Consider the following 22,429-nt stretch of genomic DNA (forward strand, 5'->3'; position numbering starts at 1 on the left):
ATCGCGTTGGACCCTCTGAAATCGTGCAAGGAGCTACACCCATGAGCACCGATATCGCTCACATCGCCAAGGCCCTGGACCAGGCAGCCCGTAAAGCCGAAGCCGTGGCGCAATTCAGTACCCATACACCGTTTAGCCTCGACGAGGCCTACCTGATCCAGCGTGCCTCGATGCAACACCGCTACGCTGCCGGCGAGCGCCAGATCGGCCTCAAGCTGGGCTTTACCAGCCGCGCGAAGATGATGCAGATGGGCGTCGACAGCCTGATCTGGGGCTGGCTCACCGACGCCATGCTCGAAGAGGATGGCGGTGTCGTCGACCTGCAGCGCTTCATCCACCCGCGGGTTGAACCGGAGGTGTGCTTTATCACTCGGCGTACCATCGACCGACCGCTGACCGCACTGGAAGCGGTCGACTACCTGGAAGCCGTAGCGCCTGCGATCGAGATCATCGACTCACGTTACCAAGCGTTCAAGTTCAGTCTTGAAGACGTGGTCGCTGACAACTGCTCTTCATCCGGCCTCGTGGTTGGCGCCTGGTCCAGAGACTTCGCCCAGTTGAACAACGCCGGGGTGCTGATGCGCATCAATGGCCGAGTGGTTCAGGCCGGCTCAACCGCCGCCATCCTCGGGCATCCGCTACGCAGCCTGGTGCAGGCTTCGCAGTTGCTGGCCCGCGCAGAAATCGCCCTGCCCGCCGGCAGTTTGATTATGGCCGGTGCCGCGACCGCTGCAGAAGCCTTGAGTCCTGGTGCGTATGTCAGCGTGGAAGTTGCCGGCTTCGGCGAGTGCGGTTTCAGCGTGGCAGCCAAACACGGAGAGGCATGATGAGCATTAACCGATCCACCGTTGTACCCGGAAAAGCCACACCTCGCGGGCGCTTTCCGCATATCAGGCGCGCCGGTGACTTTCTCTACGTGTCAGGCACTAGTTCGCGCCGTCCGGACAATAGTTTCGAAGGCGTGGAAGTCGACGCCATGGGCACGACACGCCTGGATATTCGCGCGCAAACCCGGGCCGTGATCGAGAACATCCGCGACATTCTCGAGAGCGAAGGTGCAGGCCTTGGCGACCTGGTCGAGATCAGCAGTTATCTGGTCGACATGAACGACTTTGACGGATACAACCAGGTCTACGCGCAGTATTTTGACGAGACCGGTCCCACCCGCACCACCGTAGCCGTGCACCAATTGCCACACCCGCACTTGCGCATCGAAATCAAAGCCGTGGCCTACGCTCCCCTCAACGCTTAAGGACAATTCAATGGACAAGCATCATTTCAGTCCACCCCTGAACTTCAATCGCTGGATCGAAGAATACGCGCACCTCCTCAAGCCACCGGTGGGCAATCGTCAGCTGTGGAAAGACAGCGACACCATGGTCACAGTGGTCGGTGGCCCTAACCAGCGCACGGACTTTCATGACGACCCGGTGGAAGAGTTCTTCTATCAGTTCAAAGGCAATGCCTACCTCAATATCTGGGACCGCGGTCAATACGAGCGCATTGATTTGCGTGAGGGCGACATGTACCTGATGGCCCCGCATGTCATCCATTCGCCCCAACGGCCGGAGCCCGGCAGCCTGTGCCTGGTAATCGAAAAAGCCCGGCCTGAGGGTCAGTTCGACGCCCTGCAATGGTCTTGCGCCCACTGTGGCACGCTGGTCAAACGCTATGAGTTACAGCTGCAGAGCATCGTCAACGATCTGCCGCCCGTCTATGAACAGTTCTACGCCACCAGCGACGCTGAACGACGCTGCAACGGCTGCGGTGAAATCCACCCGGGTCGTGACTGGCAGACGTGGCACCGCACCCTCGAAGCGGTACAACGCCCATGAAAATCGACATGCATTCACACTTTTTCCCCACCATCAGCCAAGCCGAAGCCGCTCGTTTGAGCCGTGATCGCGGGCCGTGGTTACACACCAGTGGGCGCACCGGCCAGATCATGATCGGCGATAAGCCGTTTCGTCCGGTGCACGACGTGCTGTGGGACATGAACCGCAGGATAGAGCACCTCGACGAGCAAAATCTGGACGCACAGATCATGTGCGCCACGCCGGTGATGTTCGCCTACGATGCGCCCATTGAACGTGCCCTGCCCTGGGCGCAATTGATGAACGACCGCGCCCTGGAAATGACTGCTGTGGCACCGGACCGGCTCAAGGTGCTGGCTCAAGTGCCCTTGCAGGATATCGACGCCGCGTGCCGCGAAGCCAGCCGCGCCAAGGCCGCCGGCCACGTGGGCGTGCAAATCGGCAACCACGTGGGCAATCAGGACCTGGACCACGAAGGCCTGGTGACATTCTTTACCCACTGCGCCCTGGACGGTATTCCGGTGCTGGTGCACCCGTGGGACATGATGGGCGGCGAGCGCATGCGCAAGTGGATGCTGCCGTGGCTGGTAGCGATGCCAGCGGAAACCCAGTTAGGCATCCTGTCGCTGATCTTGTCCGGAGCCTTTGAACGTATTCCAGCCTCACTGCGGCTGTGCTTTGCCCACGGCGGCGGCGGTTTTGCGTTCCTGCTGGGCCGTGTGGACAACGCCTGGAAACACCGCGATATCGTGCGCGAGGACTGTCCTGAACTGCCGTCGAGTTACGTCAAACGTTTCTTCGTCGACTCCGCCGTGTTCGATCCGCGCTCACTGAAGTTGCTGGTGGACGTGATGGGCAGCGACCGTGTGATGCTCGGCTCTGACTCACCCTTTCCGCTGGGCGAGCAACGTATCGGTTCCGGTGTGATCGAGCATCCGGAACTGACCCCACAGGCCAAGTCGCTCATTCTGGGAAGCAACGCGCAGGCGTTCTTCGGGCTCTGAGGCGACTCAAGCGGCACCAAGCCCTGCTGCGAGTGATCGCAGCAGGGCTTTTTACGCGGTGATTCGGGGGGGAAGTCGCTGGCGGGAAATCGGGGGCGGGAGTCGAGGCGGCTCAGTCAAGTGCCTCTGCCTCTCACTTGACTGAGCCGAAACAGCAAACCATCAGAACCTGTAGCGCACGCCCATTTGCAATCCTTCGGGGTTTTCGTTGCGCAGCGGGCTTTCAAGGTTCCAGCTGACCGGGTAGCGCACCTCGGAATCACGGTTATGGTGAACGTACCCATACACGGCGTAGAGGTCAGTCTGTTTGTTGAGGTTATAGATGTAGGCCAGGTTGATACCGCTTGCGTCGCTCAATGCTTCGTTCTTGCGGTCATCCTTGTAGACCACGCTGAACGCAACGTTCTGGTTGCCCCAGAAGTTGTGGCGGATGCCCAACTGCAGGTCGCTTCCGTTGGACTCGAAATCAACCCAGGGGGCATAGGCGTAGTAACCGGTATAACGATGATAAACCGCCGTCAGGTCTGTGGTGCCCATGGTGTAGACCAGCGTGAAGTAGGCATCGGTCGCCTGCTCCATGGTGTGGTTATCCCACAGGTTGCGCTGGTATTTGCGGTCCACGGCGGCGGCGAAATACCACGGGCTGTCCGCCCAGTAATCGATGCTGGTGCTGTAGACCACGCCGTCGCGGCTGCCGTCGTTTTCGCCCAGGGTGGCCATGCCGCGAAATTGAAAGCCCTCGTACCGCGGGCTGATGTACATCAGCGAGTTATCCTCTCGCCACGGCGCATAAAACACCTGGACGTTATTGATCAGGCTGTAGTCGTTGCCGTACAACGGGTCGGCGTAGCCGTAGCTGTTGGCTGACGGCGTGTCCTGGCGACCCGCGCTCAGCGTCCCCCAACGTTCGGAAATGATCTGGTAATAGACTTCGCGTTTGCCGGTCGAGTCGTCGGAATGAGGGTTGTACATGGCTTCGTAGACAGCATTGAGCTTGATGTCATCGTTCACCGCCTGGGTCCACTTGAACTGAATGCGGTTGGCGCTGAGCCCCGCACCTGTCAACCGGTCCACGGTATCGCCTCCCGAATGTGCCACTTCATACGTCAGGTCAACCACCCCGGACACCTTGAACTCCGCGTAGCAAGCACCACTCAGCAAAGGAATGACGAACAATAGTTTACGCATGAAAAACTCCGGACACGGCGAAAGTGCTGGTCGGTGGCTTGTCGCCAAGCCACCGCCAGACTTTTCTTAATTATTTTTATGTTGAGGCGTCAGTTACGGCGTGTTCAGTCTCGGGCCGGCCACGGTTTGCTCGGCGCGGTGAAGCTCGGCGTGCCCAGCAACGGCGTCGACAATGCGTAGAAACCATGATTGGTGAAGACCCAGATCAAATTGCGGTCGTACTCGGTGTAGGTCCCGTGGGTCAGGTTGCCCATGGCGTAACTCGCCACGTTCTTGGTATCGAACGGCGGCACGAAGTACGCACCGATGGTTGGCTTGCCGGGCTCGCGCACATCAAATACCTGCACCCCGGCGTTGTAGAACGCGTAGGGCAGGATCCCCTCCCGCGAGATCCCCGGCTGGGTGTAGTAACCCGAACGCTTGGGCCCAAAGCTGCCTTTGCGCTGGCAATAATCGGTGAACGCAGCGTCTTTAGGTGGCATCGGGCGGGGCAGCACAGACTCGATTACCGGTTTTTTCGGGTCGCTGACGTTGACCGCGAAAATGTCTTTTTTGGCCTCGAAGCAATCCTCCGACAGCGGGTAGCCACTGAAATAGAGGATGCCGGTCTTCTCCACTTGCGAGACATCAATGTTGTCGCCCTCGGTGCCCGCTACGCTTACCGGAAACTCCAGATGGCTGACCACTTTCATGTTGTCTGCCTGGGTAATGTCCACCACATAGAGTCCCATCCCGCCCATTGCGGCATAGCCATACTTGCCGCCCTGCTCGACGGGTGTCGGAATGAACAGCGACATGCGTGCGCCCATCCATGAAGCCCGGTTGCCGGCACGCGGGTTGGCTTTGAACACGGCTTCGTGCTGTGGATCACCGACGATTTGCCCTGGCACGGTGAGCATCTGCAACAGTTTCGGGTTGCTTGGGTCCGACATGTCCCAGGACTGGTAACCGGCGTTGTACAAGTCGTTGGGGTATTCGGTCAGCGCATATTTATCGCTGGGTGCTGCGGCCACGTACATGACGTCGCCACCGAAGTAAGCCGGGATGTCGCGTACACCGGAGCCCTGCTGCTCGCCAATCGGTGCATCGGGATGCTCGATGTCGCTGGTGCGGGTGGCGATCAGTTTCCAGTCGTTGGGCAGCGGTCCGTTCATCTCATAGACCTTGAAGCCCTTGAGGTGCCTGGATTTGCGGATGGCTTCGACTTTGTCCGGTTCGCGGTATTTATCATTCAGTACGCCAAAACGCCGTACTTCGAAGGACTGGACCATGATGTTTTTGCCCAGTTTCTTGTTCCACTGCACCGTTGCTGCACCAAACATATCGTCAGGGGCGTAGGGGTTTTCTTCGGCACTCGGGCCTTCAGGGCCCCAGGTCGAACCCTTGGTGAACACCAGCTTCACGTCCTTGGGATGAGTGATATCGAAGATCTTCAGATTGCGCCGAACGTACTGGTAGAGGTAACGCTTGCCGTCGAAGTCGACGATATTCTGCCAGGTGTGGAACGGCTCGACCGTGATCGGGTAATACGCCTCGACGGTCATGTTCTTGATGTAGCTCTTGGTGTCCCAGTAATCCAGCTCACCGGCAAACGGCTCGCCTTCGTGACTGAATGGCGTCGCCACAGGGTGGGTGAACTTGCCCGTCGCTTTGTCCATGCCATAGCTGCCGGGTGCGGGCATGGCCGGGATCTTGTCCACGGACAACGCCGTCTGCTGTTTGACGAACGGATCGGTGATGTTGACCGGGGCCGAACTGTCAGCGTGGGCTGTGGACCAGAGCGCCAACATCACACATGTGGTCAGCGTGCCTTTGAGGAATGGCGCACTGGATTTGAGGGGGAGTCGCATTGTTTTCATTATTCACTCCAGGGGGTGGTGCCCGGTTGGGCCTTAGTCATTGCCAAGGGTGGTGGGTTGAAAAAACACAGGCCGGTGCCGCGCACCGTCCTCACAAAATGTCGATGGGGTAATCGGTAATCAGCCGGAAGTCGTCGAGGTTGCCCGAGCCCTGGTCGCTGTTCGCCCGATGCCAGGCTTGGCGCGCCCGTACACTCAAACCTTTGGCGGGTCCGGACTGGACGATGTAACGCACTTCCAGATTGGTTTCGTGATGTTTGCCATCGTCGCCGTAGCGCCCGGAATAAGGGCCTGTGGCGGCAATGCGGCTGCCATCGATGCCCCACCCGCGCACGTAGCGGCTCATGAAGGTCAGGCCGGGCACGCCGTAAGTCGCCAGCGACACGTCGTAACGCACCTGCCAGGATTTCTCCTGCGGGCCGTTGAAGTCGGAAAATTGCGCAGCGTTGGGCAACTGAATCGAGGCCCCCTGATCGTTGCCGTTACGACCATTGCGGTCGTTGTCGCCCACGCCCAGGTAATCGAACGGCGTGTCGCCATCGATTTTCTGCAAGCCCAACAGCCAGCGGTGTGCGCCATGGCGCCAGAAGGTCGACAGACCGACACTGGTGTTGTCGATCTCACCGGCCCTGGCCAGCCCCGTATCCAGGGTGCGATACGCGCTAAGGCCTAGCCCGAACTGATTCAGCGTGTCGATATCGGTACGGCTTTCGAGGTTGACGTAGTACTGGTTCCAGATGTCCTCGAAACGCGAGCCGTACAGGCTGACGCTGACCTGCGGCGTCAATTGATAGCTGCCGCCCAGGTAGTCTGCGGTTGGCGTCGTCACGCCGGCCATGACAGCCCACAGATCACCATCGGCATGGGTGGTGACGGGGCTGGTGGCAGCAGTGAAGTGCCCGGCCTGAACTTCAAGCCCTTCGACTTCGCGACTGATCAGTGACAAACCAGTGGCGGTCTGCGGCACGATTCGAAAATGGCTGACGCCAAACACCGGTGTCTGCGGTCGTTGTTCGCCCACCTTCAGAACGCTGTTGGACAAACGCAGCTTGAGCGCAGCGCCGACTTTGGAATAGTTGTCCGCCGGTTGGCCATCATGATGCACGGGCAAGTTGCCCGTGCCGGATTTGTCGGCGGGTGCATCCAGCTTCAAGCCCAGGTACGCAAACGCTTCTACGCCAACCCCAAGGGTGCCTTGGGTAAAGCCGGAGTTGAAGTGGCCGAGCACGCCCTGGGTCCAGTCGCGAGCGTCACGGCGACCGTCTTCCTTGCTGCGATTGAAGTAGGAGTTGCGCAGCAATACTTCAACATCACTGCCTGCGATAAACCCGTCCCCAGGTGCCGTTAGCTCAGCGCCGAATGCAGGCAGCGCGCAGGCGCTGGCCAACAACAGAACAAGGGCTCTGGTGTTATTCATGACAATCCCCAAGGTGGAAGGCGCGCCGAAACCTGATTTATCGGCACGCGCAATCGACCAGGGCAAGCCGGTGCCCGGTCAATGCATCAGCAGAAGAAAGTGCCGGACCGTCCGTGGTCAGGCATAGCCACTCAGCGTTGCAGTGGCAACGGCTTGGGCGCGTCGGTCAGTACGAGGTTTTTTTGCCGAAAGCGCAGGAAGTAGATCAGCAGGATCACCGCCAGGAACGGCACGCCGCAGAGCAAGGTCGGGGCAAACTCTTCGGTGAACAGCGTGGTGATCATGACTGCCAGCATTAGCAACAACCCGCCAAGGCTGGTCCATGGGTAGCCCCACAGTTTGAAAGCCAAAGGCTGGCCAGCCTGACGCCGACGGAAGAACAAGTGTGTGAGGAAAATCCCGGCCCAGGTGAACATTGCACCGAACATCGCAATGGACATCATCAAGGTGAAGGCTTTTTCCGGGTAGGCCAGGTACAGCAGCGTAGCCAGACCGATCCCTACCGAGGACAACAACAGTGCCGGCAGCGGCACACCTTTACTGTTCACCCGGCCAAATACCGAGGGTGCCTGACCGGCCCGCGACAAGCTGAACATCAATCGCGTGGTGATGTAGAGCTGGCTGTTCATCGCTGACAGCGCGGCGATCAGAATCACCGCGTTAAACACTGCCCCCGCATAAGGCACACCGGTCGCTGCCATCACCGTAACGAACGGGCTTTGGCCCCCGCTGTTCTGGCCCCAGGGCACAATCGCCAATACCAGCGCGATGGTCAGCAGGTAAAACACGACCAGGCGCACCACGGTGATCCGGAACGCACGCGTGACTGCGCGTTGCGGATCCTTGGCCTCGCCCGCCGCCACCGCGATCATCTCGATGCTCAGGTAACTGAAGAACGCCACAATCACCGCCACCCAGGTACCCCACCAGCCGTTCGGGAAAAATCCGCGGTCATTGGTGTAATTGGCAAAACCGATGCCGGTGTCGGCCGGAGCGCCGTACACCACATAAGCCCCCAACAGAATGAACACCACGATCGCGCACAGCTTGATCAGCGAAAACACGTATTCAATGGCGCCAAACACCTTGACGCTGAAGGCGTTGGCGATGATCAGTGCCATGGAAAACGCAACCATCCAGTAACCGCCCGGCACGTCCGGATACCAGTACTTCATGTACATCGCTGCGGCGGTGATTTCGGTACCCACGGCGAATACAATCGACGACCAATAGGCGTAGCGAATGGCGAACCCGAACCAGGGCGCCACGTAAAACTCGGCGAACGAACCAAACGAACCCGACGTGGGATGGCGCACGGTCATCTCCGCCAGACAGCCCATCAACAACAGGGCAATCAGGGCGCCGATGCCATAGCTGACCAGCACACTGGGGCCGGCAAAACCAATGGCAAATCCGCTGCCCAGAAACAGCCCGGTGCCAATGGCGCCACCAATGGCGATCATCGACAACTGGCCGCTGGTAAGGCTTTGTTTCAAGCCTTTTTCACGATCCATCAAGTGTTCGAAGGTGCTAGTTGTTTTTGTCATTGCACAATTGCTCCGAATCGGTGGGAGGGGCTCAGGTCACTGACTTGCGGGCCAGAAACTCGGGGCGATCCCATTCTTTTTGTTCGAGGATTTCTCGCAAGGCGACCACGCTGTCCCAAATATCCACATAGCGGATGTACAGCGGTGCAAATCCAAACCGCAGGATATCGGGCGCACGGAAGTCGCCAACGATGCCGCGGGCGATCAATGCCTGCATCACGGCGTAAGCTTGTTCATGGGCCAGTGACACTTGGCTGCCACGCTGTTCGCCGTCGCGCGGAGAGCGCAACTCGACGCCCAGGCCGGCCAACTGCTGATCGCACAGCGAAATGAACAGGTCGCCCAAAGCCACGCTTTTTTGTCGAAGCGCATTGAGGTCGACGTCATCGAATACCTCCAGCGCCGCTTCCAGTGCCAACACACCCAGTTGCGGCGCAGTGCCTGCGAGCATGCGGTCGATGCTGGGGTGAGGCCGGAAGTGATGATCGAAATCGAACGGTTTGGCATGTCCATGCCAGCCCGTGATCGGTTGGCGCATATGGGGAATATGACGCTCGGCAACGAACACAAATGCCGGAGCACCCGGACCGCCATTGAGGTATTTGTAGCCGCAACCCACGGCGAAGTCGGCATTAACCTCGTTCAGCGCAATGGGCATGGCACCGGCCGAGTGGCACAAGTCCCAGACCACCAGCGCGCCGACCGCATGGGCCCGCTCAGTGATGCGCGCCATGTCGTAGCGCTTGCCGGATTTGAAGTTGACATGTGTCAGCGACACAATCGCCACCTCTTCATCCAGGGCATCAAGGATGTCGTCCGGCTCGACGCAGCGTAATTGGTTGCCCGTCAATTCGGCCACACCATCGGCAATGTAAACGTCAGTTGGAAAGTTGCCGCGTTCGGCCAGAATCACCCGGCGGCCAGGCCGCAGGCGAGTGGCGGCGACCAGCACTTTAAACAGATTGATCGAGGTCGAGTCGGCAACAATGACTTCGTGGCCTTGTGCGCCAATCAACCCGGCAATTTTCGCCCCGGTACGCTGGGGTGCCGGGTACCAGTCGGCATCATTCCAGGAACGAATCAGGCCATGAGCCCATTCCTGCTTGATCACTTTCTCAATCCGCGCCGGAATGTGCGCAGGCATTGCGCCCAACGAGTTGCCGTCGAGGTAGATTTCGCCCTCAGGCAAGTCGAAACGCTCACGGGAGCTGCGCAACTCATCTCTCAGATCGAGGTCTTCAAAGTCCGCTCGGGTGCCGGGGGTGGACGTGGACATAAACGCTCCTTCTCAATTGTTCTTATACGGGTGGGGCTAACGGGCCGCTTGCTGATCGGGCCTGCAACGGGCATCGATCCTCCTTGCACTGCAAACCGGTAGACAGGCCGCTGCGAAGTGGCTTGATGCTAACCGCACACGCCATTACCCGAAAATAGAAAAGCCTGCGCCAAGTATTCTGGACTGTTATAGCTGGCGATCATCAACCGCCCCTGCGCCACGCGTTGGCTCTGATCGTCAGTTTTGTCGCGGCAGATTCTTGCCCTGGTTCGGGCATTGATGCGCAGGTCAGTCGGGGGCTACGGGATAACCCCTGCGTCGCGCAGGCGTGTGTCATCCAGCACGGTCAGGACGGGGTGTTGTCGAGGATGAACTCAATCAATGCTCGGGATGCGGCCGACAATTGTCGGTGAGGCGGGTAAATGATCGAGAATGGCCGGCTGCGCCCGCTCAGGGCTGGAAGAATTTCCACCAGTTGCCCGCTCTGCACTTTGCTGCGCACGATGAAGTCATAGGTCTGGCAAATGCCCAGACCGCTTTCGGCCAGGGAAACAATACCCAGGACATCATCCGACACTTGTACATTGGCCTGCGGTAGCCATTCGATATTTTTCCCGTCAAGGCAGAACAGCCAGGGCCCGATCTTGCCACTGCTGGGCATGATGAACGGCAGGCAAACGTGCTTGCGTAACGTTTCAAGCGTGGTGGGAACGCCGGCACGCGCCAGGTATGCAGGTGAAGCGACCAGGCATAGCCGTGCATCTTCCAGCTTGCGGCCCACCAGACCGCTATCCGGCAAATGTCCAAGACGAATTGCCAGATCGTAGCCTTCGGCGACCAGGTCGACATTACGGTTAGTGATGCTCAGCTCAACCCGCACCGCCGGGAATTGTCGGGTGAATGCACTGAGCATCGGCGGCAAACGATGATGACCGTAAGTGGTCGGCACACTGAGCCTGACGCCCCCGCTTAACTCGCCTTCCTGGCCGCGGAGGTTGCGCTCGGCTTCTTCAATCCGGGTAAAGGCAGAGCGCGTTTGTTCCAGGTACAGCTTGCCGGCATCGGTCAGGCTGAGCTTGCGGGTGGTGCGTCGCAATAATTGCACGCCAAGACGTGATTCAAGCCGGCTCAATGCACGGCTGAGCACCGAAGGCGTGGTTGCCAGGGCCACGGCAGCAGCACTGACAGTGCCCTGTTCAACCACACGAATAAAGACTTCCACATCCCCAAGATGGTCGAATCTGCGTGACATTATTATTGCTTCCAAAGTCCAAATGAATTGCATTGGCGGTTGTTTATCGCCATCTGACACATCAATAGAGTATCCGGGCAGCGGCGGCAACTGTTCGCCCGATTAACTCTGGAACCGACATGAAAACACTGACCCGTATCGCCCTGGCCGCAGCCCTCGCCAGCACCAGCCTGGGCGCCAGCGCCGGCAACGTACTTGTGGTGCTTTCCGATTCGTCGAAGCTCGATTTGAAGGACGGTAAGGTGTTTGCGACCGGTTTCTACCTGAACGAGCTTTTGCAACCGGTGAAGCTGCTGCTTGACGCTGGCCATCACGTCATGTTTGCGACTCCCAACGGCAATGCCCCGACGGTGGACAAAACTTCCATCGATAAAATGTACTTCAACAACGATGAAGCCGAACTTCAGACGTATAAGGACTTGCTTGCTCAACTGAAATTGAATCTGCCGGAACAATCACCGGTCATCAGCCTTTCCCGTGTAGAGCAGCTCGGTTATGCGCATTTCGACGCGGTGTACATTCCCGGCGGGCATGCCCCCATGCAGGATCTGCTCCACAGCCGCCCACTGGGGCGTTTGTTGAAGGACTTCCATGAGCAGGGCAAGACCACTGCGCTCGTTTGTCATGGCCCGATTGCCCTGCTGTCGACCTTGCCGGATGCCGAGAATTTCACGCGCCAACTCCAGCGTGCGAAACCGGTCAAAGGCAGTGCCGACTGGATTTATGCGGGTTACAAGATGACCGTGATCAGCAACAAGGAGGAGGAAGAAGCCAAAGGGCTGCTCAACGGTGGCGCGATGAAGTTTTACCCGCAGACCGCGCTGGAACAGGCCGGGGGGCTTTACCGCAGCAACGCTTCGAACTGGACCCCTTATGTGGTCATCGATCGCGAATTGATCACGGGCCAGAACCCGGCCTCGGCCAATCAGGTCGGCAAGGCATTGCTTGATCGGCTGAAATGACCCACCTGCGGTGACAAGCCGGTTTCGCGTCTGAATACACGGCTGAAGTGCGACTGTGCGAGTGGCGCCTCCCGTTAAAAGAGGCGCTGTAGCCGTTGATCGTCAGGCAGGCGAACGCTCACCGTCACCCGGATCCTGGCATTGAAGGGCCCTGTTGATCTCAGAAACGACCTGGCTCGTGGCGTCTTCGAGGGTTCCTTCATTACGGCATAACACCCAGCCGTGCTCTGCTACCGCTCGCTCGAACGCGGTGCTGCATGCGGCATGTTCTTCCAGTGAGTGCAGTACCGTGCTGCTCAGACCGCGGGTTCGTGCCGCTGCCCTCGCCCATGAAATCTCAGGGCTCGTGACAACCCCGACATGCAGGTCTGGCACCTGCACGTGTCGGTCCATGTTCAACTGCAGAATGTCTGCAAACGGGACAATCCGGCGAAATGCAGCATCCGAGGGGTACCAGCGATCGATCAGGATGATGCAGCCGAGGGGCTGCTTGGCCAGCACGTGTCGGGTCATCCAGGCACGGCTATGCGCCAGGCGTTCACACACCTGCCACTCCAGCTCCGGGGCGGGGTTTCTGACAAGCCTGTTGACGAGGGCCATTGTTTCAGCCCTGTAGGGGTCGCTTTTTTTCTCGCAAAGCCGGATCACTTTGTTGTTGCCAGCCCTCAGTACTTTCGTAACGGCTTCCAGCAGTGTGGTTTTACCGGTGCCTTTGGGCCCATCCAGAGAAACAAACAGCGGACGATTCATTCTTCCCTTAACAATTGATTGACGGTTTCTATGCCCGGAGCATTCACTGGAAATGCTGAGTGCGACCCGGCGAATCGAGTGGGTGCAGGGATTGCACTGGGGAAACTTACGCTGCAGCTGACGGCAAGGTCAATGATTGGCGCATTACGCCCGGGGCGCGGGTAGCTGGGGCGTGCGCCGTGAGATGGATTTGCCCGTGACTTCTGCCTTCGCGGCCCCACACGTTCTTTGGCCTGAGCGGTATCGGTACCGGTAACTAGACCCGGAAATTGCCGCGAACTTCGACACTTCAGGAACCCTTCAACGGCGCATGCGGCAACTCGATCTGTGCGAAGAGGCCGCCGCCCTTGCGGTTTTGCAAGAGCAGGTCTCCGCCGTGCTTGCGTGCGATTGCCCGCGCGGAGGACAGGCCAAGCCCTACGCCACCGGTATTGCGGTTGCGTGAGGGTTCCAGGCGGAAGAACGGGACGAATACATTCTCCAGCTCCGACTCGGGAATCCCCGGCCCTTCATCGCTGACTTCGATGCGCACCGTGCGCAGGTCATTGATCAATTCAATGCGCGGATGCCGGGCATACTTCACGGCATTTTCCAGCACGTTGGCGGTGATTCTTTTGATGTCGACCGGGCGGCCGAAATACACCAGGTGGGCGGGCCCTGAAAAATCGACGACGATGCCCTGATCGCTATAGTCATCGATCACCGTTTGCAGCAATTCAGAGAGGTCGAAGCTGGTGGCGGGTTCCTGACGGGCCTCATCGCGAAAAAAGCCCAGCGCGTAGTTGATCATCGATTGCATTTCATCGGTGTCGCGGATCAGCTTGCGTTGTTGATCGATGTCCTCAAGAAATTCACATCGCAGACGTATGCGGGTCAGTGGCGCCCGCAAGTCATGGGAAATGGACGCCAGCATGTGCGTACGTTCGGCAATGAACTGCTGAATTTTCGCTTGCATGGTGTTGTAGGCAATGATCGCCTGGCGAATTTCATGGGGCCCCTCGACTTCAATGGCCGGTGCGTTCAAGTCTGTGCCAAAGCGCTGCACGGCATTGGTAAAGCGCTGAAGGGGGTCAGCCAGTTGCCGTGTGGCGAACCAGGCAACCAGCCAGGTAGCCACCAGCCCCAGGGCAATTACCACGGCAAAGCGCAACGCTGAGCTCATTCCCCAGCTCCGTTGCGGAGGGGTAAACGACAACCAGCTGTTGTCGCTCAATTGCAACAGCATGACATAGCGTGCCTGCGGGCTTTTGGCGGGCCAGTTATCGGGCTGAAAGACTTCTATCTTGTGCCGGGCGCCCTCCAGCAACTCATGCAGAACCGGCGAGTTGTTCAGGTCTATCGAGGTGCCCGGCCCCGGAAGCTCGAAATCACCTCGGTGCGGGCTCCAGAACACACCCAGGGTGGGATTGCTCGCAGCGGCGGCCAATTGTGGCCGTATGTGCGCCGGGGCCGCCTGGATGATGCGGGTCGTGGCCGCGACCTGATCCAGCAAGCCGATTTGATCGACGGGCGGTTTTGCCCAGACGCCCGCGACCTGGACAAACAGGGCATAGAGCAAGAGCGAAGCCAGCATCGCCGTGACAATGGTCAGGGCAATCCGGCGTCGAAGCGTGTCAACGTGGGGAATCAGCCTCATCATGTTCGCGTCACCTTGGCGTCAAACATGTACCCGCCATTGCGCACGGTCCGAATCAGGTCCGGGCGCTTGCTGTCCGACTCTATTTTTCGTCTCAGGCGGCTGACCTGCACGTCAATGCTGCGATCAAAGGCTTCGTGGTTCTGCCCGCGGGTCAGATCGATCAATTGTTCCCGGGTGAGGATGCGTTCGGGGTGCTCAAGGAAGACCACCAGCAGATCGAACTCACCGCCAGAGAGCGGAATCATGACATCGGCAGACGAGCGCAACTCGCGACGGGTAACGTCCAGTTGCCAGCCCGCAAAGTGGATCACCAGCCGCGCGTCTTCATTGCGCGGAACGACCGGATCACTGGCCCGACGCAGTACCGCCCGCAGCCTGGCCAGTAATTCGCGAGGATCAAAAGGTTTGGTCAGGTAGTCATCGGCACCCAGCTCCAGGCCTACGATGCGGTCACTCAACTCGCCCATGGCGGTCAGCATCACAATCGGGATGCCGGTGTTGAGGCGTAGTTTCTGGCACAGGCTGAGCCCGCCTTCGCCGGGAAGCATGAGATCGAGAATGATCAGGTCCGGCCGCTGACGCCCAATGGCCGCCCACATGGCTTCGCCGTGGGTGGCCAGTTCGACGTCATAAGCATGCAAAAGAAAGAACTTCTCCAGCAGCAATAGGATTTCTACATCGTCGTCGACGATCAGTAACCTGCTCACATTCAGCGGTCCATGGGCAAAAGGGAGGGTATCTAAAACCATTCTGCAGCCAAGGTCATATATTTCAATCGAGAAACATCTTTGCCCGGCGGACATCAACCAGACATCTCCCGGCAAAACCGCTCATGCACACTGCAGGCACTTCATTGCGGGATGCTCTCGATGCCGACCTTTAGCGACAAGGCCCAAAGCGCTGGTGCTTTTATTCTGAACCAGCGTACCAGCAACGTCTGTGGCACCGGCCCGGTACTATTCCAGGAGTCTCGACTGGCACTTTCCAGCGACCTGGACCGTATCGTTCTGGTCCGCTACATCGAGCACTACAGCCCGGAGTGCGAACAGTGGGTGGAGTACTCCCATTCGGTATCCGTTGCCGAACTTACCCAATGGTTAATGGCCAACGGTCAATTGAACGTCGTCAGTTCTGATGGCAGCGCAGGCGCCTGAGGACTGCGAACAACACCCATGACACCCCTCCTCTCAGGAATGCCGATTACATGCCAAGAAACCGCTCACTGCCGCTACTGATGGCCCTGGCGATGTCGCTCACCGCGTGTGCGAACAAAACCGTTGCGCCCGAAGAATATTCGGGGTTTTTGCAGGATTACAGCAAGCTCACCGAGAAACAGGTGGCGTCAGGGCAAAGCGTACTGTCCTGGGTAGACCCGACGCTTGATATCAAACACTACACCCGTGTGTATATCGAGCCGAGCCAGCTTCATACGCAGCAACAGCCCACTGAACGGCGTTCAAAGGCCATGCTTGCGGACATTCGTCATTATTACGATGCCGCCCTCAAGCACGAGTTAGGCAAAGTCATGACGGTTGTCACCACCCCGGGGCCCAACACATTGATCGTCAAACCCGCCATTATCTCGGTGTCGGCCTCCACCCAGAGTTTGCGGTTTTATGAGTGGTTGCCCGTGACCCTGCTCGCCGCCGGAGTCAGTACCGCCACCGGCATCCGTGACCAGGACACGGTGATTACCACCGAAGTCGCGGTGCTGGATGCCACCAATCAAGTCGTAGTCGCGCAGGTAATCCGCAAAGGAACCGGGTTGACGCTGTCAAATGACAAGCAGGCGATGACCCTGGATGATTTCAAACCGGTACTCGACGGCTGGGCCTGCGACATGCGCCTGGCCTATTTGTCCGGCAAGTAATCGATCCAGAGTCAGCCTGACCTCAGCCGTCCATCATCGTGGCTGGCAGTCTTGACCCTCCCGTGTACACAGCTCCCAGCCACCGCCCAATGCTTTGTAGAGGCTGACGATGGCAAGCCGCTGGTTGGTGCGCGCGATGGTCAGGGCGCGGCGGCTGGTAAAGTCGGATCGTTCGGCTTCGAGCACATCCAGGTAAACACCCTCGCCTTCGGAAAACTGTAAACGGGCAAGCCGTGCCGCCTCACGGTTCGCCGTTGATGCCTGCAGACGCAGCTTCAGTGTGCTGCCCGCGGCGCTATTGGCCTTGAAGGCGTTATCGGTTTCCTGCAGGGCACGCAAGACCGTCTGGTCGTAAACGATCAATGCTTCTTGGGCCCGCGACTCACTGGCGGCGATCCGGGCGCGCACGCGGCCAATATCGAGCAGGTTCCAGCGAATCATCGGGGCGATGAAGCTGGACTGCGTGCCCCCGCTCCCCAAGGCGTCGAGACTTCCCGCGACAAAGCCAATCGAACCTTGCACCTGGATCTCGGGGTACAGACCGGCGGTTTCAACCCCGATCCGGGCTGTCGCCGCCGCAAGCGCCCGTTCGGCGGCGGCAATATCGGATCGGCGGGCGAGCAGTCCGGCAGGATTGTCCACCGCGATCGTACGGATGGTCAGCGCTTCACGCTGCGGTGGGGTGGCAGGCAGCTTGAACAGTTGCGGGGCTTCCCCAAGCAGAATGGCCAGGGCGTTGACCGAGGTCGCCCGCCGCCGCTCCAGTTCGGGCGCTACCGCCTCGACACTGCGCAACAACGACTCGGCGCGGAGCCGGTCGAGTTCGGTGGCAGACTGCGCGCTCACCCGACGCTCGACCATCTCCAGGCTTTCACGCTGGCTACGGCTGATGTCGTTCACCACGGCCAGTTCAGCCTCAAGACCACGCAGTTCAAACCAGGTGGCGGCCACCTCGGCAGCGACGCCCGCCTGTACACCGCGCAACAGCGCTTCGCGAGAGCCCGCGTGGGCCCTGCCCGCTTCCACGGACCTTCTGACTCGCCCGAAGAGATCGATTTCCCAGGAGGCGTCGAGTGCGCTGCGGTAGGTTTCGTTCTGCCGAGACTGGCCTGGCGACGTTTCGACGTCACTGCCACGACGGTTCTCATAGCCCAGCGCGGGCCCCCCGCGAGGCAGAAAACCCTGTCGGCTTTCGCGCAACATGGCCTGTGCCTCTTCGAGCCGTACGGCAGCGATGCCGATGTCGAGATTTGCCACCAGCGCCCGCTGTATTAAAGCCGTGAGCGCGGGTTCGTCGAAGACCCGCCACCACTCGACCTCGACATTCCCCGGGGCCAGCCCCGCCGGGAGCTCGCCAAAGCTCGCCGGAAACTGCGACGACGGCTGCGAAGGCGGTGTGTAGTCGGGCCCCACGCTCATGCATCCAGCCAGCAGGATCAGCGCACTTAGCGGGAGCATTACCGTTCGATAGGTGTTCTTCATGATGCGCTCTCCTCACCGCGGGTCGCCGTTGTTGTCGACCTGTGCTGCGCGAAGCGTGCTGACAGGCAGCGTACCACCCCATAAAACACCGGTGTCAGGAACAACCCGAACAGCGTCACGCCGAGCATGCCGGCGAAGACAGCAATGCCCATGGCCTGGCGCATCTCCGCCCCGGCGCCACTGGCCAACACCAGCGGTACAACGCCGGCAACGAACGCCAGTGAGGTCATCAGGATCGGTCGCAGCCGCAGTCGACACGCCTCGACAACGGCCTCCAGCGCGGTTGCGCCTTCGGCTTCACGGCTTCGCGCAAACTCGACAATCAGGATGGCATTCTTGGCGGCCAGACCGACCAGCACAATCAACCCGATCTGAACGAACACGTTGTTGTCGCCGCCCACCAGCCACACGCCAATGATCGCGCTCAGCAGACACATCGGGACGATCAGCATGACCACCAGAGGCAGCAACCAGCTGTTGTATTGCGCGGCAAGGATCAGATAAGCGAGCAGCACGCATAGCGGGAAAATGAACAGCGCCGAGTCGGCGGCGAGCTTTTGCTGATACGTCAGGTCGGTCCACTCCAGGCTCATGCCTTCAGGCAGCACTTCCTGCGCCAGGCGCTCCATGGCGGCCACCGCCTGCCCCGAACTGATGCCCGGCATCGCGCCGCCCGTGATATCGGCCGAAGGATAGCCGTTGTAGCGAATCACCCGGTCCGGTCCGGAACCTGGCGTGACCGTGACAAACGAGGATAAAGGCAGCATGTCCCCGGCAGCGTTGCGCACCTGCAAGCGGGTAATGGCTTCGGCTTGCATTCGGTGCTCGGTATCCGCCTGGGCCATCACTTTGTAGGTGCGGCCGAAGCGGTTGAAGTCGTTGACATACAGCGAGCCCAGATAGACCTGGAGCGCTTCGAACACATCCGCCAGCAGGACACCCTGGCTTTTGACCCGGGTCCGGTCGATAACCACGTCGAGTTGCGGGGCATTGACATCAAAACTGGTCATGAGGCCGGCCACCAGCCCTGATTCAGAGGCTTTGGTCATCAGGATATGGGTCTGTTGGACCAGGGCTTCGAGCCCGGCCCCGCCGCGGTCTTCAATCTGCATTTTGAAGCCACCGGTGGCGCCAAGACCGGGCACCGGGGGTGGCGGGAACACGCCGAGAAAACCGTCCGGGAGGCTGCTGAATTGCGCTTGCAGACGGCCCGTGATCGCGTTCGCGGACAGATCGGGCGTCGTTCGCGCTTTGAACGGATCAAGCATGATGAACATCACCGCCGCGTTGGGCACATTGACGAAACCGTTGATCGACAGCCCCGGGAAGGCGACAACGCTTTCGACACCCGGTTCGGCCAGCGCGATCCGGGTCATCTGCTTGACGACTTCTTCGGTTCGATCCAGCGATGCCGCATTGGGTAACTGGGCGATCGCCACCAGGTAATATTTGTCCTGCATCGGCACGAACCCCGGGGGCACAGACTGGAACATAAAGAAGGTCAGCACGAGCAGTCCGCCATAGACCACCAGCGCCCCGCCCCGGCGTTGCAAAACCTTGCGCACCGTCTTGCTGTAAGCGTCAGGCGCACGCTGGAAGGGTCGGCTCAGGGCTTGCAACACACGATCAGCGCGCCCCCGCAGACTGTTCGGATCAAGCTCGATAGCCTCGCGACGGCGTCGTAACAGCATGCCGGCCAGCGCCGGACTGAGGGTGAGCGAGTTGACCGCCGACAGGAGGGTCGAGATCGCGATGGTCAAGGCGAACTGACGATAGAACTCACCCTGCAGTCCGCTCAGGAATGCGGTCGGAATGAAAACGGCGGCCAGCACCGAGGTGATCGCAATGATCGGGCCGGTGACCTCGGCCATCGCGCGCTTGGCGGCTTGCGTGGGCTCCTCGCCATTGTCGATGTGACGCTCTACGTTTTCAACCACCACGATGGCGTCGTCCACCACGATCCCGATCGACAGCACCAGGCCAAACAGCGACAACGTGTTGAGCGAAAAACCCAGCAAATGCATGACCGCGAAGGTCCCGACCAATGACACCGGCACTGCCATCAGGGGGATAAGCGAGGCCCGCCAGTTACGCAGGAACACCACGACCACGATTACCACCAGCAGAATCGCTTCCAGCAGGGTGATCGCAACCGACTCGAGGGACGCCTGGACGAAGACTGTCGGGTCATAGGCGATGCGCGAGACAAGTCCTTCCGGGAAGTGGGTTTCAAGCCGCTGCATGGTGTCGCGTACCGCCCGGGAAACATCCAGTGCGTTGGCGCCAGGACTCTGAATGATCTGCAGCGCAACGGCCGGTTCGCCGTCAAGCAGGCTGCGCAGGGCGTAACCATCAGCGCCCATTTCGATGCGGGCGACATCGCGCAAACGTGTGACCTGCCCTTCGCTGCCCGTACGAATGATGATGTCGCCGAACTGCTCCTCGTCGGTCAATCGCCCGAGCGTGTTCACCGTCACCTGGAATGCCGCACTGGAATTGGGCGCCTGGCCCACGGAACCGGCGGCGACTTGCACGTTCTGTTCGCGCACGGCGGCAATCACGTTGCCGGCCGTCAGCCCGCGTGCGGCGATCAGATCCGGATCGAGCCAGAGCCGCATGCTGTATTCGCCGGCGCCCCAAACCAGGACGTCACTGATGCCGGGGATGCGTGACAACTCATCGCGCACCTGAAGGTACGCGTAATTGGAAATAAACAGCGGGTCGAAGCGCTTGTCGGGCGACAGCAGGTGAACCACCATCAGAATGTCCGGCGAGGTTTTCTTCGTGACGATGCCCTGGCGCTGTACCTCTTCAGGCAAACGCGAGAGCACGCGCGAGACCCTGTTTTGCACCTGGATCTGGGCCATATCGGCATCGGTGCCCTGCGCGAAGGTGACTGTCAGGGTCATCTGGCCATCCGTCGCCGACTGCGACGACATGTACAGCATGCCCTCGACCCCGGTAATTGCCTGTTCCAGTGGCGCTGCCACCGTGTCAGCAATGACCTTGGGGTTGGCGCCCGGGTAGGCGGCGGTCACTTGCACGGTTGGCGGGGTGACTGCCGGATATTCGCTAAGCGGCAACTGAAAAAATGCAACGATTCCAGCGATCATCATCAAAATCGAAAGGACGATGGCAAACACCGGGCGATCAATAAAGAAGCGTGGAAAATTCATTTCGCGGCCCCCACGGTTTGCTGCACCGCAACGGGTGTACCGTCAATCGCGACAGGCTGCGGCGTGACGTGCATGCCCGGGCGCACCAGCCCCTTGACGACGATGCGCTCGCCCGGCTGCAGGCCGTGCTCGATCACGCGTAAACCGTCGAGCATGTTGCCGGTTTCGACAGCGCGGTATTGGGTCGTATCGTCCTTGTCGACCACCAGCACATAACGGCTGCCCTGGTGGGTACCGATCGACTGATCGGAGACCAGTACCCTGGCTTGCGGCGCCCCGGTCTCCAGTTTGACCCTGACAAACAGTCCGGGGGTCAATTGCCCGTCGGGGTTATCGACTACCGCGCGGACCCGCATGGTTCCGGTCCCGCGGTCCGCGGTGTTGGAGATGAAGTCGAGGCGACCGGTCCGTGAATACGTCGCGTCGGTGAGCAGCGCTACCCTGACCTTTGCCGGCCGGGCCCCATAGGGCCTGGCGTTGCTCCGGCCCTGGGCAAGGGAGTGTAGATAGGTGCGTTCATCGACATCGAAATAAACATGCAAAGGATTATTCGACACGATGGTCGTGAGCGGTGTCACGCCACTGGCGACGTAATTGCCCTCGGTGACGAGGGTCTGGCCCACACGGCCACTGATCGGGGCCGTGATGCGGGTGAAACTCAGGTCCAGTTCGGCAGCCTCCAGTGCGGCCTTTGCGGCGTCGACCTGTGCCCTGCTGGCATTGAGGGAGGCTGTTGCGGTGTCGAGTCGATCACGGGCGACAACCTTCTGCGCGAACAGCCGTTCGGCCCGCGCATATTGCGCCTGGGCCAGCTTCGATGCTGCTTCGGTTTCACGCAGGTGAGCCGCAGCGGCGTTTATCGCGGCCTGAAACACCCGGGGATCGATGACAAAAAGCTTGTCGCCTTTGTTGACAAAACGGCCCTCCGGAACACTGACGTCCTGAATGTAGCCGGCGACCCGCGGACGCAGCTCAACCCGCTTGATCGCGGTCAATGAACCGGTGAACTCAAAAAACGGTGTCACCGGACGAACGCTCACCGAGGCCACCGGCACGCCCGGTGGCTGCGCGGGAGTGGCGGTAGACGCCGTCTCCCTGCATCCGGTCATAGTGAGCGCGACGCTTATCGCCGCAGTGATCAGGATGACGGGTTTTACTTTCATTGTTTTGCCCTTCGCACGGGAGTCGACATG

At 59.8% G+C, this 22,429-nt stretch carries 19 protein-coding genes; 7 read left to right on the forward strand and 12 right to left on the reverse strand.

The genetic code is table 11. The features are described from left to right. The first annotated feature begins 41 nt into the window (after nucleotides 1–41). Genes AWM69_RS08635 through AWM69_RS08650 form a run of 4 tightly spaced genes read left to right on the forward strand, consistent with a single transcriptional unit; the run spans nucleotide 42 to nucleotide 2,818 of the window. The gene (locus AWM69_RS08635; protein WP_218726274.1) at nucleotides 42–827 is read left to right on the forward strand and encodes a 2-keto-4-pentenoate hydratase; all 786 of its coding nucleotides are present in this window, start codon (nucleotides 42–44) and stop codon (nucleotides 825–827) included. Continuing rightward, nucleotides 827–1,252 carry a RidA family protein gene (locus AWM69_RS08640; RefSeq protein ID WP_218726275.1) on the forward strand — a complete coding sequence of 142 codons (426 nt, stop codon included), beginning with the start codon at nucleotides 827–829 and terminating at the stop codon, nucleotides 1,250–1,252. The genes AWM69_RS08635 and AWM69_RS08640 overlap by 1 nt, the downstream gene beginning before the upstream one ends. A 10-nt stretch (nucleotides 1,253–1,262) precedes the next feature. Beyond that, nucleotides 1,263–1,835: a 3-hydroxyanthranilate 3,4-dioxygenase gene (locus AWM69_RS08645; protein ID WP_218726276.1), complete on the forward strand. Its 573-nt coding sequence runs from the start codon at nucleotides 1,263–1,265 to the stop codon at nucleotides 1,833–1,835. Beyond that, entirely contained in the window at nucleotides 1,832–2,818 is a 987-nt protein-coding gene (locus AWM69_RS08650; RefSeq protein WP_218726277.1) for an amidohydrolase family protein, read from the forward strand. The genes AWM69_RS08645 and AWM69_RS08650 overlap by 4 nt, the downstream gene beginning before the upstream one ends. Before the next feature lie 162 nt (nucleotides 2,819–2,980). On the opposite strand, the gene AWM69_RS08655 is transcribed toward AWM69_RS08650, so the two are convergent. From AWM69_RS08655 to AWM69_RS08680, 6 genes are all read right to left on the reverse strand, one after another. Further along, a complete protein-coding gene (locus tag AWM69_RS08655; RefSeq protein WP_048379841.1) occupies nucleotides 2,981–4,006 on the reverse strand; it encodes a porin in 1,026 nt (341 codons plus the stop codon). Between the two features lie 104 nt (nucleotides 4,007–4,110). Further along, complete coding sequence (locus AWM69_RS08660) at nucleotides 4,111–5,865, reverse strand: hypothetical protein (RefSeq protein WP_218726278.1); 1,755 nt, start codon at nucleotides 5,863–5,865, stop codon at nucleotides 4,111–4,113. Nucleotides 5,866–5,956: 91 nt separating this feature from the next. Next, entirely contained in the window at nucleotides 5,957–7,282 is a 1,326-nt protein-coding gene (locus AWM69_RS08665) for an OprD family porin (protein WP_218726279.1), read from the reverse strand. Between the two features lie 131 nt (nucleotides 7,283–7,413). Beyond that, nucleotides 7,414–8,829, reverse strand: a complete 1,416-nt coding sequence (locus tag AWM69_RS08670; RefSeq protein ID WP_048379843.1) for an amino acid permease — start codon at nucleotides 8,827–8,829, stop codon at nucleotides 7,414–7,416. A 31-nt stretch (nucleotides 8,830–8,860) separates the two neighbouring features. Continuing rightward, nucleotides 8,861–10,105 (reverse strand): kynureninase, encoded by a 1,245-nt coding sequence (gene kynU, locus AWM69_RS08675; protein ID WP_218726280.1) that lies wholly within the window; start codon nucleotides 10,103–10,105, stop codon nucleotides 8,861–8,863. 346 nt (nucleotides 10,106–10,451) lie between these two features. Beyond that, nucleotides 10,452–11,357, reverse strand: a complete 906-nt coding sequence (locus AWM69_RS08680) for a LysR family transcriptional regulator (protein WP_218726281.1) — start codon at nucleotides 11,355–11,357, stop codon at nucleotides 10,452–10,454. 119 nt (nucleotides 11,358–11,476) lie between these two features. Between AWM69_RS08680 and AWM69_RS08685 the strand changes: the two genes are divergently transcribed. Continuing rightward, nucleotides 11,477–12,319, forward strand: a complete 843-nt coding sequence (locus AWM69_RS08685; protein WP_218726282.1) for a type 1 glutamine amidotransferase domain-containing protein — start codon at nucleotides 11,477–11,479, stop codon at nucleotides 12,317–12,319. 102 nt (nucleotides 12,320–12,421) lie between these two features. On the opposite strand, the gene AWM69_RS08690 is transcribed toward AWM69_RS08685, so the two are convergent. The 3 genes from AWM69_RS08690 to AWM69_RS08700 all read right to left on the reverse strand — a co-directional run bounded on the left by AWM69_RS08690 (nucleotide 12,422) and on the right by AWM69_RS08700 (nucleotide 15,415). Further along, nucleotides 12,422–13,069, reverse strand: a complete 648-nt coding sequence (locus tag AWM69_RS08690) for a dTMP kinase (RefSeq protein WP_218726283.1) — start codon at nucleotides 13,067–13,069, stop codon at nucleotides 12,422–12,424. Nucleotides 13,070–13,358: 289 nt separating this feature from the next. Next, nucleotides 13,359–14,708, reverse strand: a complete 1,350-nt coding sequence (locus AWM69_RS08695) for an ATP-binding protein (RefSeq protein WP_218726284.1) — start codon at nucleotides 14,706–14,708, stop codon at nucleotides 13,359–13,361. Beyond that, nucleotides 14,705–15,415: a response regulator gene (locus AWM69_RS08700; RefSeq protein WP_048379857.1), complete on the reverse strand. Its 711-nt coding sequence runs from the start codon at nucleotides 15,413–15,415 to the stop codon at nucleotides 14,705–14,707. The genes AWM69_RS08695 and AWM69_RS08700 overlap by 4 nt, the downstream gene beginning before the upstream one ends. A 162-nt stretch (nucleotides 15,416–15,577) precedes the next feature. Here AWM69_RS08700 and AWM69_RS08705 point away from each other — a divergent pair, with 162 nt between their 5' ends. Beyond that, nucleotides 15,578–15,862 (forward strand): hypothetical protein, encoded by a 285-nt coding sequence (locus tag AWM69_RS08705; RefSeq protein ID WP_131653850.1) that lies wholly within the window; start codon nucleotides 15,578–15,580, stop codon nucleotides 15,860–15,862. Between the two features lie 50 nt (nucleotides 15,863–15,912). After that, the gene (locus tag AWM69_RS08710; protein ID WP_218726286.1) at nucleotides 15,913–16,578 is read left to right on the forward strand and encodes a DUF3313 domain-containing protein; all 666 of its coding nucleotides are present in this window, start codon (nucleotides 15,913–15,915) and stop codon (nucleotides 16,576–16,578) included. A 33-nt stretch (nucleotides 16,579–16,611) separates the two neighbouring features. Here the strand turns inward: AWM69_RS08710 and AWM69_RS08715 are convergent, their stop codons facing one another. From AWM69_RS08715 to AWM69_RS08725, 3 genes are read right to left on the reverse strand one after another with little or no spacing between them, the layout of a single operon-like run. Further along, nucleotides 16,612–18,060 carry an efflux transporter outer membrane subunit gene (locus AWM69_RS08715; protein ID WP_218726287.1) on the reverse strand — a complete coding sequence of 483 codons (1,449 nt, stop codon included), beginning with the start codon at nucleotides 18,058–18,060 and terminating at the stop codon, nucleotides 16,612–16,614. Then, a complete protein-coding gene (locus tag AWM69_RS08720; protein WP_218726288.1) occupies nucleotides 18,057–21,236 on the reverse strand; it encodes an efflux RND transporter permease subunit in 3,180 nt (1,059 codons plus the stop codon). The genes AWM69_RS08715 and AWM69_RS08720 overlap by 4 nt, the downstream gene beginning before the upstream one ends. Beyond that, a complete protein-coding gene (locus AWM69_RS08725; protein ID WP_218726289.1) occupies nucleotides 21,233–22,399 on the reverse strand; it encodes an efflux RND transporter periplasmic adaptor subunit in 1,167 nt (388 codons plus the stop codon). Before AWM69_RS08725 ends, AWM69_RS08720 begins: the two co-directional genes overlap by 4 nt. Nucleotides 22,400–22,429 lie beyond the last annotated feature (30 nt).

Source organism: Pseudomonas sp. D1HM (assembly GCF_019266105.1).
In the GTDB taxonomy this organism is placed as follows: Bacteria; Pseudomonadota; Gammaproteobacteria; order Pseudomonadales; family Pseudomonadaceae; genus Aquipseudomonas; species Aquipseudomonas taetrolens.